At 66.8% G+C, this 16163-nt stretch carries 9 protein-coding genes and 6 pseudogenes; 5 read left to right on the forward strand and 10 right to left on the reverse strand.

Annotated elements, in window-relative coordinates:
• Positions 1-23: 23 nt before the first annotated feature.
• Positions 24-1385 carry an ABC transporter substrate-binding protein gene (locus ACWGSR_RS22315; RefSeq protein ID WP_376243347.1) on the reverse strand — a complete coding sequence of 454 codons (1362 nt, stop codon included), beginning with the start codon at positions 1383-1385 and terminating at the stop codon, positions 24-26.
• A 640-nt stretch (positions 1386-2025) separates the two neighbouring features.
• Positions 2026-2267, reverse strand: a pseudogene (locus tag ACWGSR_RS22320) (IS30 family transposase); the annotation flags it as partial.
• A gap of 243 nt (positions 2268-2510) precedes the next feature.
• Between ACWGSR_RS22320 and ACWGSR_RS22325 the strand changes: the two are divergent.
• The gene (locus tag ACWGSR_RS22325) at positions 2511-5378 is read left to right on the forward strand and encodes an RICIN domain-containing protein (protein WP_453568399.1); all 2868 of its coding nucleotides are present in this window, start codon (positions 2511-2513) and stop codon (positions 5376-5378) included.
• A gap of 419 nt (positions 5379-5797) precedes the next feature.
• On the opposite strand, the pseudogene ACWGSR_RS22330 reads toward ACWGSR_RS22325, so the two are convergent.
• Positions 5798-6421, reverse strand: a pseudogene (locus ACWGSR_RS22330) (transposase); the annotation flags it as partial.
• A 142-nt stretch (positions 6422-6563) separates the two neighbouring features.
• On the opposite strand from ACWGSR_RS22330, the pseudogene ACWGSR_RS22335 reads away from it, so the two are divergent.
• From ACWGSR_RS22335 to ACWGSR_RS22345, 3 genes and pseudogenes are all read left to right on the forward strand, one after another.
• A pseudogene (locus tag ACWGSR_RS22335) lies at positions 6564-7371 on the forward strand (transposase family protein).
• 343 nt (positions 7372-7714) lie between these two features.
• Positions 7715-8167 (forward strand): RICIN domain-containing protein, encoded by a 453-nt coding sequence (locus tag ACWGSR_RS22340; protein ID WP_376247037.1) that lies wholly within the window; start codon positions 7715-7717, stop codon positions 8165-8167.
• 75 nt (positions 8168-8242) lie between these two features.
• Positions 8243-8734, forward strand: coding sequence for an RICIN domain-containing protein (locus ACWGSR_RS22345; protein ID WP_376247034.1), 492 nt, complete (start codon positions 8243-8245; stop codon positions 8732-8734).
• A gap of 232 nt (positions 8735-8966) precedes the next feature.
• On the opposite strand, the pseudogene tpg reads toward ACWGSR_RS22345, so the two are convergent.
• A pseudogene (tpg, locus tag ACWGSR_RS22350) lies at positions 8967-9188 on the reverse strand (telomere-protecting terminal protein Tpg); the annotation flags it as partial.
• A gap of 264 nt (positions 9189-9452) precedes the next feature.
• Positions 9453-10109, reverse strand: a complete 657-nt coding sequence (locus ACWGSR_RS22355; protein WP_376247031.1) for a hypothetical protein — start codon at positions 10107-10109, stop codon at positions 9453-9455.
• 359 nt (positions 10110-10468) lie between these two features.
• Here ACWGSR_RS22355 and ACWGSR_RS22360 point away from each other — a divergent pair, with 359 nt between their 5' ends.
• The gene (locus ACWGSR_RS22360) at positions 10469-11218 is read left to right on the forward strand and encodes a hypothetical protein (RefSeq protein WP_376247028.1); all 750 of its coding nucleotides are present in this window, start codon (positions 10469-10471) and stop codon (positions 11216-11218) included.
• Positions 11219-11225: 7 nt separating this feature from the next.
• On the opposite strand, the pseudogene ACWGSR_RS22365 reads toward ACWGSR_RS22360, so the two are convergent.
• The 5 genes and pseudogenes from ACWGSR_RS22365 to ACWGSR_RS22385 all read right to left on the reverse strand — a co-directional run bounded on the left by ACWGSR_RS22365 (position 11226) and on the right by ACWGSR_RS22385 (position 16009).
• A pseudogene (locus tag ACWGSR_RS22365) lies at positions 11226-12030 on the reverse strand (transposase family protein).
• A 96-nt stretch (positions 12031-12126) separates the two neighbouring features.
• Positions 12127-12693, reverse strand: a pseudogene (locus ACWGSR_RS22370) (transposase family protein).
• 171 nt (positions 12694-12864) lie between these two features.
• Positions 12865-14082 (reverse strand): MFS transporter, encoded by a 1218-nt coding sequence (locus tag ACWGSR_RS22375; protein WP_453568402.1) that lies wholly within the window; start codon positions 14080-14082, stop codon positions 12865-12867.
• A 133-nt stretch (positions 14083-14215) separates the two neighbouring features.
• Positions 14216-15451, reverse strand: coding sequence for an IS701 family transposase (locus ACWGSR_RS22380; RefSeq protein WP_453568404.1), 1236 nt, complete (start codon positions 15449-15451; stop codon positions 14216-14218).
• 105 nt (positions 15452-15556) lie between these two features.
• Positions 15557-16009 carry a hypothetical protein gene (locus tag ACWGSR_RS22385; RefSeq protein ID WP_453568406.1) on the reverse strand — a complete coding sequence of 151 codons (453 nt, stop codon included), beginning with the start codon at positions 16007-16009 and terminating at the stop codon, positions 15557-15559.
• Positions 16010-16163 lie beyond the last annotated feature (154 nt).

The following is a 16163-nucleotide window of genomic DNA, read 5'->3' on the forward strand; positions in this document are numbered from 1 at the left end:
CAGGGAGGGCAGGAGGGGGCCGATCACTCAGTCACGTCGAGCGCCTGCTTGCGCAGGGAGTCGGTGCTCTGGGCGCCGGTGTCCTTGAGCACGTCACCGAGAGTCGTCTTGCCCGCGACGGTGTTGGCCGTGCCGTCGCTGAGGAAGCGGTAGGTATCCGTCATCGTCGGTCCCCAGGTGAAGTTCGTGTCGACTCCGGCGGAGGCCTGCGCGAAGACGTCGAAGATCTTCTGCTTGCCGTAGAAGTCCACCGGTTCCTTGAGCGCGGGGAGGTCCAGTCCGGCCTTGGCCGCCGGGTACAGGCCGCCTTCGCGGTTGAGGATCTCCAGCGCCTTGAGGTCCGTGTTCAGCCACAGCGCGAACTTCGCGGCCTCCGCGGGGTGCTTGGTCCCGGCCATGACCGTCGTGGTGGAACCGCCCCAGTTGCCCGCCTGCTGCCCGCCCCGCTGCCACTGCGGCATGGGGGCGACCGCCCACTTGCCGGCCGTGGACTTTGCGTTGTCGCGGATGGTGCTGTAGCCCCAGGCGGCGCTGACCCAGGTGACCACCTCGCCACTGTTCCAGGCCTTGTAGAGCGCCGGAGAGAAGCCCTGGAGGTCGGTTGCGACGAGCTTGTCGTCGATCAGCTTCTGCCAGTAGTCGGCCACCTGACGGCTCTCGGGGCGGTCGACGGTGACCTTCCAGGCGTCTCCGTCGCGCTCGAACATCGTGGCCTTGTTCTGCCACAGCAGCCCCGTGAACCAGTTGGGGTCGGTCTGGGAGAAGTGGGTGATGTACTTGCCGTCCTTCTTGAGAGTGCGCGCCTGTTCCGCGTACTCGTTCCAGGTGGTCGGCGCCTTGAGGCCGAGCTTGTCGTAGACGTCCTTGCGATAGAACAGCGCCATGGGCCCGGTGTCCTGGGGAACGGCCCACACCCCGTCCTTGCCGTCGGCGCCGAACTCCGCCTGCGACCAGGTCCAGTCGACGAACTTGTCGCCCGATTCCTCGATGCCGGGGCAGGAGGAGATGTCGGTGAGCCCCTCCTTGAGGCGGAAGCTTGCCAGGGAGTCGTACTCGACCTGGCCGAGGTCGGGGGCCTTGCCTGCCTTCAGCGCGTTGGAGAGGTTCTGGTACGTGCCGGCGTTGCCCGACGGCGTCGTCTTCAACTTGACCTGTATGTCGGGGTTTTCGGTGTTCCAGAGGTCGACGGCCTTCTGCATGCCCGGGACCCAGGACCAGTAGTCGAGCGTGACCTTGCCCGAGGACGGCTTGCAGGAGGCTCCGGCTGCACCGTCGGCCTTGTCGCCGCCGTCGCCTGCACCGCAGGCGGTCAGAGCCATGAGGGCCAGAACCGTTCCGCCGATCACACAGCGTCTGGCCAGGGATTCACGATCACGCACTGCCATGGGTAGCTCCTTGTCCCGAGTCCGCTCCGGTGAAGCAGTGGGCACACGAGACAACAACAACCATCAAAAGTCAACAGGTTCGGGTGAATTCGATGGCCTCGCAGCGCTATCGTTACCACGCCAGGAGGCCCCGAAGGAGAGTGTGCACCTATCTGAGCTGGCCTTTTTCTGTCCGAACGTGACGATGAAATTCTGTGACACCGGCGCGGAATCGATTACGTTACAGCGGCCGAAGTCGGGAGGAGGAAGGGACCTCCGCGGGAGGCGGGGTCGAACGCGGGGACATCCGATGGGGCCACTGCGCAGGGCGCTTCCCCCTTGATCGTGGATACCGGTCGCCGTGCAGCGACGGCCAGCGTGGTTGATCTCTGCTCGAAGGCGACCGGCATGAGGTAGCCAGTTACGGGGTGCCCGCGCAGGCGGTTGCAGAGCCGAGCCGGCCGAGAACCATGAGGTGGGCAGCCCATTCGGCCGGCCTCGTCGGCCGGGAAGGATCTCCCGCTCGAGCGAGACGAAGAACGACTCCGCGGCGGCATCGTCCGCGAAGGCGCCGACCGCTCCCGTGGACCGGAGGACCCCGTCCTGGGGAGAGGTGTCGGCGAACCTCTTCAACCTGCACTGCCTGGACTCGACCGGTCCTCGCGACACCGGCTTCCTGGACGGATGGCGGGTGCTCGTCGAGGGCTCCAGCGGAGTCTTCCGGGCAAGGGTTCTGCGGGGGCGCCTGGTGAAGGTGAAGGCGATGGCTTGGAGCTCATCCGCATCCCAACGCCACAGGTCCGTACCTTTCGGAAAGTACTGCCGCAGCAGACCGTTCGTGTTTTCACTGGCACCCCGGTGCCACGTCAGTGACCTGCGCAGCTGCTCGGGCAGAGTCGTGATGATGGCGCAGTTCCGGGGGTGCTTCGCGGCGGACACACCGTGGACGCCGGCCCACCTGACGGGGGAAGCCCTTCCGGGCCGTCACGGGCCCCGCGCCGCCGCGCGGGAATCGCGCACAAGGCATGGACACGACAGCAAGGACATGTTGTCATTTCATGAACGCACATTTCTCACGTCGTAAACAAACGTCAGTCACCATAATCCCCCATGCCGTGGCACGTCCCCCACCCCACGGAGAGACCCATGACACTGAACCGCCGCCAGTTCGTCTCGCTCGCCACGCTGGTCGCGGCCGGGAGCGCGGGACTGGCTCCGCTGCTCGCGACCCCGACCGTCGCCGCGTCCGTCCGCCTCCCGCCCGCCCCCGGCGGCCGGTATCATCCGAACGCCGCCCCGCTGAGGCCCACCTCCCTCCTGAGGCTGCCCCCGGCCGCCGTCACCGCCCGCGGTTGGCTGGCCGAGCAGTTACGACTCCAACTGGAAGGCCTGTGCGGCCGACTCGACGAGGTGTCGCACTTCCTCGACTTCACCACGTCCGGCTGGGTGCATCCCGACCGCGGCGGCTGGGAGGAGGTTCCGTACTGGCTGCGCGGATACGTCGACCTCGCCATCACCACCCGCGACCCCGACGCGCTCGCCACCTCCCGCCGCTGGCTCGACGCGATCCTCGCCACCCAACGCTCCGACGGCTCGTTCGGTCCCGGCGCACTGCGCACCTCACTCGGCGGCGGTCCGGACTTCTGGCCGTTCCTGCCCCTCCTCCAGGCCCTGCGCTCCTGGCAGGAGCACACGAACGACACCCGCATCGTCCCGTTCCTGTCCCGCTTCCTGCGCTACATGAACGCGCAGGGCCCCTCCGCGTTCAACCAGAGCTGGGTGTCGCTGCGCTGGGGCGACGGACTCGACTCCGTCGTCTGGCTCTACAACCGGACGCGCGAGGCCTTCCTGCTGGACCTGTACGACAAGATCCACCGCTACGGGGCCGACTGGACCGGCGCCCTCCCCAACAAGCACAACGTCAACATCGCCCAGGGCTTCCGTGAGCCCGCCCAGTTCGCGCTGCGCTCCGGCGCGGCGGCCGACACGCAGGCCACGTACACCACGTACGAGGACGTCATGCGGCGCCACGGCCAGTTCCCCGGCGGAGGGTTCGCCGGCGACGAGAACATCCGCGACGCCCACACCGACCCTCGCCAGGGCTTCGAGACGTGCGGGGTCGTGGAGTTCATGGCCAGCCACGAGCTGCTCACCCGGCTCACCGGCGACCCCGTATGGGCCGACCGCTGCGAGGAGCTGGCGTTCAACTCCCTCCCCCCGTCGCTCGATCCGCAGGGCAAGGCCGTCCACTACATCACCAGCGCGAACAGCGTCGACCTGGACAACGTCCCCAAGACGCTGGGGCAGTTCCAGAACGGCTTCGCGATGCAGTCGTACCGCGCGGGCGTCGACCAGTACCGCTGCTGCCCGCACAACTACGGCATGGGATGGCCCTGGTTCACCCAGGAGCTGTGGGCCGCCACCCCTGACAACGGACTGTGCGCCGCGATGTACGCGCCCTGCTCGGTGACGGCGGAGGTGGCCGACGGCGTGCGGGTCACCGTCCGTGAGGACACCGACTACCCCTTCGGCGACACCGTCACCCTCACCGTCTCGCTGCCTCGCCCCACCGCGTTCCCGCTGGTCCTGCGCATCCCCGGCTGGTGCGACGCACCCTCGCTCACCGTCGCCGGGCGGTCAGTCGCCGCCCCCGCGGGACCGGCGTTCACCACCGTGCGCCGCACCTGGAACGACGGCGACACCGTCACCCTGCGGCTCCCGCAGCGGATCACCGTCCGCACCTGGGCGGACAACGGCAACCCCGTCACCGTCGACCGCGGCCCGCTGAGCTACGCCCTGCGGATCGGCGAGCGGTACGACCGCACCGGCGGCAGCGACGTCTTCCCCGAGTACGACGTGCACGCCACCGGTCCGTGGAACTACGGCCTCGCGCTCGACCCCGCAAACCCGACGGCGGGGCTCGCGTTCACCGCGTCGGGCGGCCCGCTGCCGGCCAACCCGTTCACCCAGGGCACCGTTCCGTATCGGATCACCGCGCCGGCGCGGCGGATCGCGGAGTGGCGGGCGGACGGCCAGAACGTGGTCGCCCCGCTCCAGCAGAGCCCCGCGCGCTCGACCGCGCCCGTCGAGACAGTCACCCTCGTCCCCCTCGGCGCGGCCCGGCTGAGGATCTCCGCGTTCCCGCTCGCCTCGCTGACCGGACGGCCATGGTCGGCCCCCGGCACGGCCTTCCGCATCGGCAACCGGACCAGCGGCAAGGTACTCGGCGTCGACGGCATGTCGCAGGCCGACAGCGCGCAGGTGGTGCAGTTCTCGGACAACGGGACGGCGGACCACCTGTGGCAGCTGCTGGACAACGGTGACGGCTGGTACCGGGTCCGCAACGTCAACTCCGGCAAGGTGCTCGCCGTGGACCGCATGTCGCAGGCGGACGACGCGCGGGTCGTGCAGTTCGCCGACACCGGCACCGCCGATCACCTCTGGCAGGTGGTGGACGACGGGCAGGGCTACTTCCGGCTGCGCAACCGCAACAGCGGCAAGGTGCTCGCCGTACTCGGCGACTCCGGCGCGGACAGCGTCCCGGTCGTGCAGTTCGCCGACACCGGGGCCCTCCCCCACCGCTGGCGCTGGCTGCCCGACGGCGAGGTGCGGCTGCAGAACAAGCACTCCGGCAAGGTGCTCGGGGTCGACGGCATGTCGCAGGCCGACAGCGCGCGCGTCGTCCAGTTCGCCGACACCGGCACGGCGGACCACCGGTGGACGTTCCTCCCGGACGCGGACGGCTGGTACCGCATCCGCAACAAGCACTCCGGCAAGGTGCTCGGGGTCGACGGCATGTCGCAGGCCGACAGCGCGCGCGTCGTCCAGTTCGCCGACAACGGCACCCCCGATCACCAGTGGCGGCTCGTCCACGACGGGGACGGGTACTTCCGCGTTCGCAACCGGCACTCCGGCAAGGTGCTCGGGGTCGACGGCATGTCGCAGGCCGACAGCGCGCGCGTCGTCCAGTTCTCGGACAACGGGACGGCGGACCACCTGTGGCGCCTGCTGTGACGCCGTGACCGCCGCCCCGTCAGGTGCCGAGGGGGGTGCGCGACCTGCCGGACCACGTCCAGGTGTGGCCCCGTGACCGCGTCCGGGCGCAGGACCGGACGCGGTCCTCCGCCCGTGCCGTGTGCGGGCCAGCCCGCCCCCCATGGCTGGCGCTCCAGCAGCGGATCGTGTCCTGAGCCGGTTCTTCGCCGGTGGTGGCAGCGCCGGGCCACGGCTCGTGGGCAGGGTCGCCAATGGGACCGGCTCCGTGCGTGATCCCGAGGGGCGCGGCGAGTGGTGCGTCGTGGCAGGAGATGCTCCGGGAGCCGACGGATCCCCTGCCACGGTGAGAGGGGCGATCCTCCTGGCGGGATCGCCTCCGCAGTCCCCTTCACCACTTGGTCGGCGGCCGGGCCGGTGGGGAGGGCGTGGGCGAGCACGGTCGGCAGCTTCGCACCGACCCGGTCGTAGACCCGCGGACCCTTGTGCCATCGCTGCAGGAGAGCCGCTGCCAGACATCCTCGGGTGCCCCGGCGATCAGCTCGTCGGTCCGCTGGAACCCGCACGGGCTCTTGACCTGCTGCGATTCCGGCACCGCGACCGCACAACCGACCCCGATCTCCTCGAGCAGGCGGCGGAACCTCCCTTCCTGACCGCGGGCCTCGTCCGCTGTCACCCACTGACTGGCAGGCCCGAGGCCAAGGACCGAGTCACGATCGCCTTCGCACGCTCGCCCTTCGTGGCGGGCCGACGCTCATCGGGGATCTTCGCGGCCCGGCAGCGCTGCTCCCGGTCGAGGTGATGCCCTTCTTGGTAGGACCCGTGTCGTCAACGATCAGCGCACTGCCCGGCCCGAGCCGCTCGGCAACGTGGTCCCACACGTCGTCACGGACCGCGTCGGCGTCCCGGACAGTCAAGTCCAGCAATCGCTGGAAGCCGTCCGGAATACGGTGACCTGCGTATTCGGGCGGTTGCCGGCCGTTCTTCCGGGCCACCGGCGCCAGCGGTCCCCACAGGTGGGCCTGCATCCGCCGCCGGAGTACCGGAACCTGTCCGGCGGACATCTCACGACGCCAAGCCGGACCGGCCGGCAGGACTGTTCGGAGAACGTCGTGATGTGAGTGAGCCTTTTTCATCCCACTCCTGAAGAGCTATAAGGCCTGGTCAGCTGGGGTGGTGACGTGGCAGAGCCCCCGGTCGTTGGCGATGTTGATTCCACTCGACACTGCCGACAGCCCGGGGGCCCTGTTGGTTCCTTATCCTGCCACCCTCGACGTCCCGTACGAGCTGGTCGAGCATGTTTCCTGGCTGATCTACGCCCGAAGGCGTGAACTGAACTCGCCGTGGAGACGCCTCGGTTGCTTCAAGCAGGCTCTGCTCACGCTGGCCCATCTGCGTAAGAACGAGACGTTTGCCGAGCTCGCGGCCGGGTTCGGTGTCTCGACCGCGACGGCCTGGCGGTACGTCGACGAGACCCTGGACGTCCTGGCCGGCTGGGCGCCCGGTCTCCACGAAGCACTCACCGGCCTCGGTGAAGGCGACCACGTCATCGTCGACAGCCGCCCTGATCCCCATCGACCGCATCCGTGCGGACGAGCCGTACTACTCGGTGAAGCACCGCCGACATGGCATGAACGTGCAGGTCATCGCCCGCCTCGACGGCACACCCCTGTGGTTCTCCCGCGCGACACCGGGACGCGCTCACGATCTGACCGCGGCCCGGGCCCACGGCATCGTTCAGGCCTGCCTCACCAGAGAGATCCTCGTCCTGGCCGACCGCGCCTACCAGGGCGCCGGCGCCACCGTCCGCACCCCCTACAAGAACCACCGCGAACAGCCCGAGCACTACCAGCAGTTCAACCGCGACCACGCCCGCCTGAGAGCTCCCGGGGAACGGGCCTTCGCCCAGCTGAAGTCCTGGCGCATCCTCCGCCGAGCCCGATGCTCCACCCGCCGCATCGGCACCATCGCCCAAGCCGTCCACACACTCCTGACCTGCAACTATTCAGGATGAAAAAGGCTCACTCGATGTCCTTGCGGACGATGTGGACACCCATGCATTTCCAGCGGTGGGGTGAAAAGCGGAAGTAACAACATGAAGCGTATTGCGGCTGAGTAGCGAAGCGTTAGTCAACCAGCAGCATAACGTTAGCTCTTGGTGTTCATACTTCAAGAGTCATGCGCTGCAGCACTGGAGGCGATCCGCCTGTTCTTCGGATCGCTCGTCTCGATCTCACGGTCGGGAGGCCTGTGGTGAATCGGCGAGAAAACAAATCTTCAGTGAACTTGGGGAAGGTTTCTGCATGAGTAAGCGAGGTGTTCTTTCAGGGCTGACAGCAGCCCTGGGAGCGGGTGTCATGGTGCTGGCCAGCATGACGGGCAGCGCCGGCGCTGCCGAGGTGGGCACCATGGCCGTCGGGACCCAGATCAAGAACGTCGCCACCGGGCGCTGTCTCGACTCCAACTACTACGGCAATGTCTACACAAGCCCGTGCGCCGGCGACCACAACAATCCCTACCAGCAGTGGATAGGCGAGTGGAGCGGCGCAACGTACTACCTGAAGAACGTGCAAACCGGGCTTTACCTTGGGCACTACGGGTCGGGGAATACTGGTGTCAGAACTGTCGGATCTGACTCTGTCTATAGAGGTTGGCATGCCATAGCTGTCAGTGAGATCCAGCGGTACAACTTCCGGCCTTGGGGTAACAGCCCGCTGAACCTGGATTCGGATGCCAAGGGCAACGTGTACCTGAAGGAAATGAACAAGCCGAAGAACGACAACCCCTACCAGATGTGGTGGTACTGGTAAACCACCGAACCGGCACGCGGTTGTAAAAAATCGGCGAGAAAACAAATCTTCAGTAAATTAATGAAGGGCTTCTGTATGAGCAAGCGAGGTGTTCTTTCAGGGCTGACAGCAGCCCTGGGAGCGGGTGTCATGGTGCTGGCCGGCATGACGGGCAGCGCCGGCGCTGCCGAGGTGGGCACCATGGCCGTCGGGACCCAGATCAAGAACGTCGCCACCGGGCGCTGTCTCGACTCCAACTACTCTGGCGATGTCTACACAAGCCCGTGCGCTGGCGACCACAACAATCCCTACCAGCAGTGGGTAGGCGAGACGATAGCCGGCAAGTACTACCTGCGAAACGTGCAGACCCTGCTCTTTCTCGAGCACAACGGAACCAGCGTCAGAACCGCAGGCTGGTACTCCGACAATCGCGCCTGGTCGACTGCGACCGGCTCCCAGCAGCAGTACAACTTCCGGCCCTACGGTGTCTCGTTGAACCTGGATTCGGACGCCAAAGGCAATGTGTATCTGAAGGAACTGAACCAGCCGACGAACAACAACCCCTACCAGCAGTGGTGGTTCTGGTAGACCGCCGCCCCGGGGCACGGTGAGTGGCACCCTGCCACATCCGCGTCCACTCGGCGATCACGGCATGGGCCCGGGAGCAACATCGGCGTAGCGCCGACTCCCGGGCTTGTGGCTGCCCTCACACCACCCAGCGCGCTCCACGCCGCAGCCCTGCGTCACTACAAGCGACTCGCCCGTCTCACCACGTAGGACAGAGCCTCAGTAGATCTGCACGCCGCTCGCGGTATGGCCGCTACAGCTCGGACTCGAGGTGCTCGATGTCCGTGAAGCGCACCTCGTCCAGGGAGCCGGCGCGGCGGTCGCTGTCCTGGAAGTAGACGTCCTTGAGTGCTTTGGCGGCGATCTGCTGGAGCTCGTGCTCGTTGGTGCCAGCGTCCTGGGCGTCGAAGGGGCGGGCGGCGTAGGTCGGGGGCAGGGCGATGGTCAGGTGTCGGATGCGGTCCTGGTCGGTGGCTTTTGTCCTCTGGCACTGAACATGGATCGATTGCCAGGGAGGTTGGACAGCCACTACGGTCCTGCCACTGATGCCACCCGAGACTCAGAACTGTTTGGCTGTCACCGATCCGCACCCGGGGGCAGTGCCGCACGCGAAGCGAGCTCAGCCGGGGAGGCAGGCTCCCCCGAGCAAGACGGCCGTACAGCGCCGGAAGGATCGTGTAGGCGGCGCGGACGACCGGTCGACGAACAGATCACGGACCTCGGGTCGGTACGGGGCTGGTCAGTGCTGTGTCCTCCCGGCCGTGAACGGGCCGGTCGCGGGGGCCACGCACTTGTCCACGACGGGCTCCTCGCCACCTACCGAACCCTCCAGGCAGAGCCGTCCGCCGTTCTCGCGCAGGTCGAGGAAGAACTGCGTGGTCACACCGGACTGCTTGAGGTCGTGGATGCGCTCGTCGGGGTAGCCAAGGCCGTTCAGGGCCGCCCTGACCTTGGCCGGGGTGGGGTCCGTCAGCTCTTGGACGGCCACGTAGATGCGCTGCTCGTGATGGTTGCTCGCGCACCAGTCGCGTGCGTTCAGCTCTGCCTCCGGTCCCGCCGTGGGCATCACCGGCTCGACCATGCCGGCCGGAGCCTCTTCACCGGGAGGAGCCGGCTGCGGGTTCGGCGGCCCCTCCCGGGGGGTCCCCGGAGCTGGGCAGGTCTGTGCGATGTACTCCTGTATCTCGGTGAGGGACGGAGAGGACGGACTTTCCATGGGCTTCGCGGGCGCGGCTGCCATGGCCACCGCGGTCGAGGCCGACTCGTTGTTGCCGGTGGCCCTCGCTGTGCCGCAGGCGCCGAGTACCAGCACCGCAAGGACCGTCAGGGCCGGGGTGAGTCGCAGTCGGCGTGAGGAGCGGGCGAACGTGCTGGTGGAGCGGTGGGTTCGGGTCATGTGCCTAGTCTCCGATCATGCCGAGCCCGGCGCGTGAGTACACATACTCACCTGGCCAGGGGGCAGTTGCTCAAGCCCGGTCCGCCTCCGTATCCCCCGTCCGCTGGCACAGGGCAGTAGGCGTGACATCGGTGGTCACGCCCCTTCCCGAAAAGTGTCACGCCGCCTCAAAATATGCCCCTTTATATCTGCTTTATAGAGTCCGTAGGTGTCCTCTGCCATCGGATCTTGCTTGTTTGCCATCGAAGCATGATGACTACCGGTTTCGGGACATCGAACCTTAACCGCGCAGATCAGAAACTTTCCCCGTCCGAGGGCCGGAGTCACAGCGGATGGAATTGACCTGCTTGGATTCGGGCATGACGGATTGGGCGCAACTCAGCCATGCCTACGGCTCGGCGGAAGACATACCGGTGCTGCTGGATCAGATCGCTTCGGAACCGAGCCCCGAGCATTGGAACGATCTGTGGTCGGCGCTCTGTCATCAAGGCAGTGTCTACTCGGCAAGCTTCGCGGCCTTGCCGTGGCTGGCCGAGGTAGCTGGCCGCGATGACCGGGAGCAGGCGGTGAGCGCCTTGGACCTGGCGGGTGCGATCTTGGCGGGCTCTGACCAGCCGCACGGGGCCGGCGACGTCCGCGCCCAGCACGCTGCGGAGGCCGAGACCCTGCTGGTAGTGGTGAACGAACACCTCCGGACATCGTCCGATCGGAACGAGTACGCCTATCTCCTGGAGTCCATGCTGGGCTTCGAAGGCGTCGTGGGCTGGGGCGAAGACCTCGCCTGGGGCCTCGTGAACGAGGAGTACGAGGTCTCCTGTCCTGGCTGCGAAGCCGCCCTGTTCATCGTCATCGGCGAGCGCGGATTCTTCTCCACGAGCGGTGACTACGCGCTGTCGGAGGATGACGTTGAGACGAGGCCCCTGCATCCCGCCAGCCCTGGGGCCATGGATGGCATTGGCCGCCGGCTCCACGACATCGCCCTCGCCGACGGGCACCAAGACGTCGCTAGCGCGATGACCTACGTTTTCGGCGAGGCGACGTGCCCGGACTGCGAAACCGGCTTCTCCGTAGCGGATCAAATCAGTGCCGGTTGGTCCGCAACACACTGAGCCTTTTTCATCCTGAATAGTTGCAGGTCAGGAGTGTGTGGACGGCTTGGACGATGGTGCCGATGCGTCGGGTGGAGCATCGGGTGCGGCGGAGGATGCGCCAGGACTTCAGCTGGGCGAAGGCCCGTTCGCCGGGGGCTCTCAGGCGGGCGTGGTCGCGGTTGAACTGCTGGTAGTGCTCGGGTTGGTCGCGGTGGTTCTTGTAGGGGGTGCGGACGGTGGCGCCGGCGCCCTGGTAGGCGCGGTCGGCCAGGACGAGGATCTGTCTGGTGAGGCAGGCCTGGACGATGCCGTGGGATCGGGCCGCGGTCAGATCGTGGGTGCGTCCCGGTGTCGCGCGGGAGAACCACAGGGGTGTGCCGTCGAGGCGGGCGATGACCTGCACGTTCATGCCATGTCGGCGGTGCTTCACCGAGTAGTACGGCTCGTCCGCACGGATGCGGTCGATGGGGATCAGGGCGGCTGTCGACGATGACGTGGTCGCCTTCACCGAGGCCGGTGAGTGCTTCGTGCAGTCCCGGCGCCCACGCGGCCAGGACGTCCAGCGTCTCGTCGACGTAGCGCCATGCTGTCGCCTCTGACACCCCGAAACCGGCCCCCACCTGCGCGAACGTCTCGTTCTTCCGCAGATGCGCCAGCGCGAGCAGCGCTTGTTGGAAGCAACCCAGCCGTCGCCAGGGCGAGTTCAGTTCCCGCCGGCGTGCGTGGAGCAGCCACGAGACATGCTCGACAAGCTCATGCGGGACGTCCAGCGTGACAGAATACGAGACCAACGAAGCCTCCGGCGCCGATGTGATGAGTGAGATCACCACATCAACGACGGAGGCTTCGCCATGTCACCTAAAACCTCACTGACCTGCCCTTTCACCCTCTCAAGGCCGGGATGAAAGAGGCTCAGTGAGCCGTTTTCATCCTGAACAGCTGCAGGTCAGTAGCGTGTGGACAGCCTGAACGATGTTGCCGATGCGGCGAGTGGAATACCTGGCCCGTCAGAGCAGTCGCCAGGACTTCAGCTGCGCGAAGGCCCGTTCTCCTGGAGCCCTCAGCCGGGCGTGGTCGCGGTTGAACTGCTGGTAGTGCACGGGCTGTCCGCACTGGTGGTAGTACGGGGTGCGGAGGGTGGCACCGGCGATCACGTGGTCGCCCTCGCCCGGGCCGGTCAGGGCCTCATGCAGGCCAGGCGCCCAGGCCGCGAGGACATCGAGGATCTCGTCGGCATAGCGCCAGGCAGTGGCTGTCGAGATGCCGAAGCCGGCCGCCAGGGCGGGCAGCGTCTCGTTCTTGCGCAGGTGTACCAGCGCGAGCAGCGCCTGCTGGAAGCAGCTCGGCTTCCGCCACCGCGAACGGCGTTCACGCCGTGGTGGGTAGATGAGCCGGGAAACGTGCTCGACCAGCTCATGCGGGACGTCGACCGCAGCACGGTACGGGACCGGGCGAGGCTCCTCGGACGATGCGTGGTGCGTAGAGAACACCATCGCAACGACCAGGAGCCTCGTCTCGTTGCGCACCCTGTTGACCTGCCCTTTCACCCCACAGAGACAGGATGAAAACGGCTCAGTGTCTCGTGTGTGCAACATCAGGGGGCAAGACCCGACGAGCAGGGTGGAGCGGATGCCGGAAAGCCGGCCGTACTTGGCGCCGGGAGGTTACGAGGCTTCAGGCCACTTGTACTTTCCCGCCCAGTGAGCCCAAGCCGTCAACACCATCAGGGCGCTGGCCAGACCCCCCAGCACCATGACCGTCGAAGGCGAGGAGCGGTCCAGGACAGCCCCTCCGACCAGGGCCCCGATGGAGATGGTGGCCTGGAAGGAAGCGGTGAAGAGCACGGAGGACGCCTCGGGCGACTCAGGCGCTGCTTTGGAGAACCAGGTCTGCGAGCAGACCGGAACGGCTCCATACGCGACGCCCCAGACGACCAGGAGTGCCACCGCTCCCACATCCGATCCACCGAAGATGGGAAGGAGCAGGGTCGCACCGGCGATCAGTGCAGCGGCCGCGGCGAAGGTGGTCCGCGGATAGCGTCCCACCGTGGACCCGCCGAGGAAGTTGCCGGCGATGCCGGCTGCTCCGTAGATGAGCAGGTAGACCGTGATGAGACGTGAGCTCACGTGGGCCACCTGCTCCAGGAAAGGCGTGACGTAGGTGTAAGTGCCGAAGTGGGCGAGCACGACCAGGAAGGTCATCACCAGGGCGAAGCGTGTGTTGACGCTGCGGAGCATTCCGCTGAGGACGTCGAGGCGCGTCGCCTGTTTGGCGGGGAGCGGCGGAACGAACAGGAGCAGCATGACCAGAACCGCCAGCGTGAAGCCGCCCATGACGAGGAAGGCAGTCCGCCAGCCGGCGATGTCACCGATGAACGTACCCAGCGGTACCCCGAGCACGGAGCCGAGCGGCACTGCCGAGAAGATCACCGAGGTCGCGCGGCCTGCGGACTTGGCCGGCACCAGCTGGCCGGCGAGCCCGGCTCCGATGGACCAGAAGCCACCGATGGTGACACCTACCATGACGCGAGAGATCAGGACCAGCCAATAGCTCGACGCGACGGCGGCGAGAAAATTGGCCAGCGCCAACAAGAAGATGAACACGCCCAGCATGATCCGCCGGTCGATTCGTCCTGTGGCCACGGTGACCAGAGGAGCCGAAATGGCGGCCAGGAACCCTGGCATGGTCATCATCAGACCAGCCATTCCGTCCGAGATGGTGAAGCTTGCCCCGATCGAGGTCAGCAGACCGATCGGTAGGATTTCGGTGGTGACGATAGAGAAGATTCCTAGCATCACCGAAATGACGGCCAGCCAGGAAACCAGGGGCGAGCGATCCGATGGTGCGGGAGCTTGGACAGAGGGGGTGGTTGCTGTGGACATGAATTCCGTCCTGAGTTGGGCCTCACATGCAGCGTGCGACCTCCATTCCAGCAGGGAACGGCGTCATCCTCTGGCAGGTTTTCGACACCAATAACCACTCTGCCCTTAGTACTCCAGCCGTAGATCGTGATCTTCATGCTTCAGCGGCTTGCCGCTGGAAATGGCTGGTCTTGGATCGGGCCTGGTGTCGGCGTCGCCAGTCGGACCAGTGGAGCCGGTGGGCGGCATCGTGGGTGGGCTGGATGACGAGGGTGATGAACAGGCGGTGGAGCTCGTTGCAGGTGAGCGGTATGAGGCCTTGCGGTATCGGCTGGCGGTCGTGCTCGTCGGCTCGGACGACAGCGAGGAAGGCGTGGGCGAGCATGGCGAGGGTGACCCAGCGGGACCAGGACCCGAAGCGGCGGACCTGGTGTTCGTCGAGCCCGGCCAGGCCCTTGCCGGACCGGAAGAACTCCTCCACCCGCCACCTTGATCCCGCGACTTTCACCAGCATGGTCAGCGGTGCCGAGCGGGGCAAGTAGCAGCGGTAGAGGGCGAGCTCACCCGTGCTGCGATTGCGGCGAATCAGTAGCTGGTGGCTGCCGGGGCCCGGGTGGGCGAGGTCGATGACAGCCCAGTCGCAGAAGCGGTCGCCCTTCGCGCCGGCGCCGACCGAAAGCTTCTGCAATGCCCGCTTTGGCAGCTTCTTGGCCAGGGCGTCGGCTCGGAACCTCCCGCCGTGGGTGGGGACTTCGTGGGTGCGGGCGACGGCCAGCACGTAGCCGCAGCCGCGTTCCTCCAGTGCGGCTCGCAGCTTCGGGTTGCCGCCGTAGACCTCGTCGCCGGACACCCACTGGGCCCGGTGGCCCGCGTCCAGGAACCGGCCGATCATGCGGGCCGCTAGTTCCGGCTTGGCGGCAAACGCGGTCTTCTTGTCGAGCCCGGCGGCCTGGCAGCGGTCGGGCTCGGACGTCCACGAGCGCGGGACGTACAACTCCCGGTCGACCGCGGCGTGACCGCGACGACCCGCGTAGACGAGATAGACGGCGACCTGGGCGTTCTCAATTCTGCCCGCGGTCCCGGTGTACTGGCGCTGGACGCCGACCGTGCTGGTGCCCTTCTTCACGTCGCCGGTCTCGTCGACCACCAGCACCGCCTGGTCGTCGTGCAGGTGCTCTACCACGTACCCACGCACGTCGTCGCGGACGGCATCGGCGTCCCACTTGGCCCGGCCGAGCAGGTGCTGCATCCCGTCCGGGGTAGCGTCCCCAACCCATTCGGCGATGGTCCAGCAGTTCTTGCGCGGCAGATCGGACAGGAGACCGAGCACCAGGCGCCGGGCCCGTCGCCTGGGCTCGATTCGCTTGAAGCGGCCCGCGATTCGAGTCATGAGGCCCTCGAAGGACTCATGCCAGCGGGCGGGGTCTACGCTGGGCGCCGAGGCTCGCGCTTGATCATTGATTGTCCACACAACAGGAAATGATCAAGCGCAGCCTCATCCTCGTTCGCGCCATCGAACCCAGTAGTCGACCCCGTCGACCCGGTAGCGGCCCCCACCGTCGAACCGCCACTCGGCAACCAGCAGCTTCGCATCTGCCGGCGCTTGGCGGTGTGGGGTGAGCTGTGCCGTCAGCTCGTCATACCGGGGGTCGATACCTCCATGACCAGGATGGCGGTCGATCCCGGCGGTTCCCGCTTCGTAGCAGTCGTTCCACGCGACGAAAATCGCCCACTGTTCACGCTCCAGCGCGACCAAGGTCTCGTCCGCTGGCCACACGAAGTACTCATCTGGTGCAACGGAGAAGTCCACGTCGTGGCACTGGAAGTAGTGAGGCACCCCATCGACGTAGACAAGCCCGTCGCGAGGACCGTCGTACCACTCCAACTCGGCATATACATGCTCGAATCCGTCCGCGACCAGCCGCCGTTCGTCCCAGATCTCACCCACGCGTGCAGGCTACCGGCGACCAGCCCGGCACGGACATGAAGATCACAATCTACGGCTGGAGTATTAGGCGGCCCATGGGAACTCCGCCGGCAAGGGCGCGAAACTGTCGGAAGGAGTTGAGGGGAAGCCGTCGCGGTCGCTGGCGAAGCTGCAG

Source organism: Streptomyces sp. NPDC055632, from assembly GCF_053618675.1.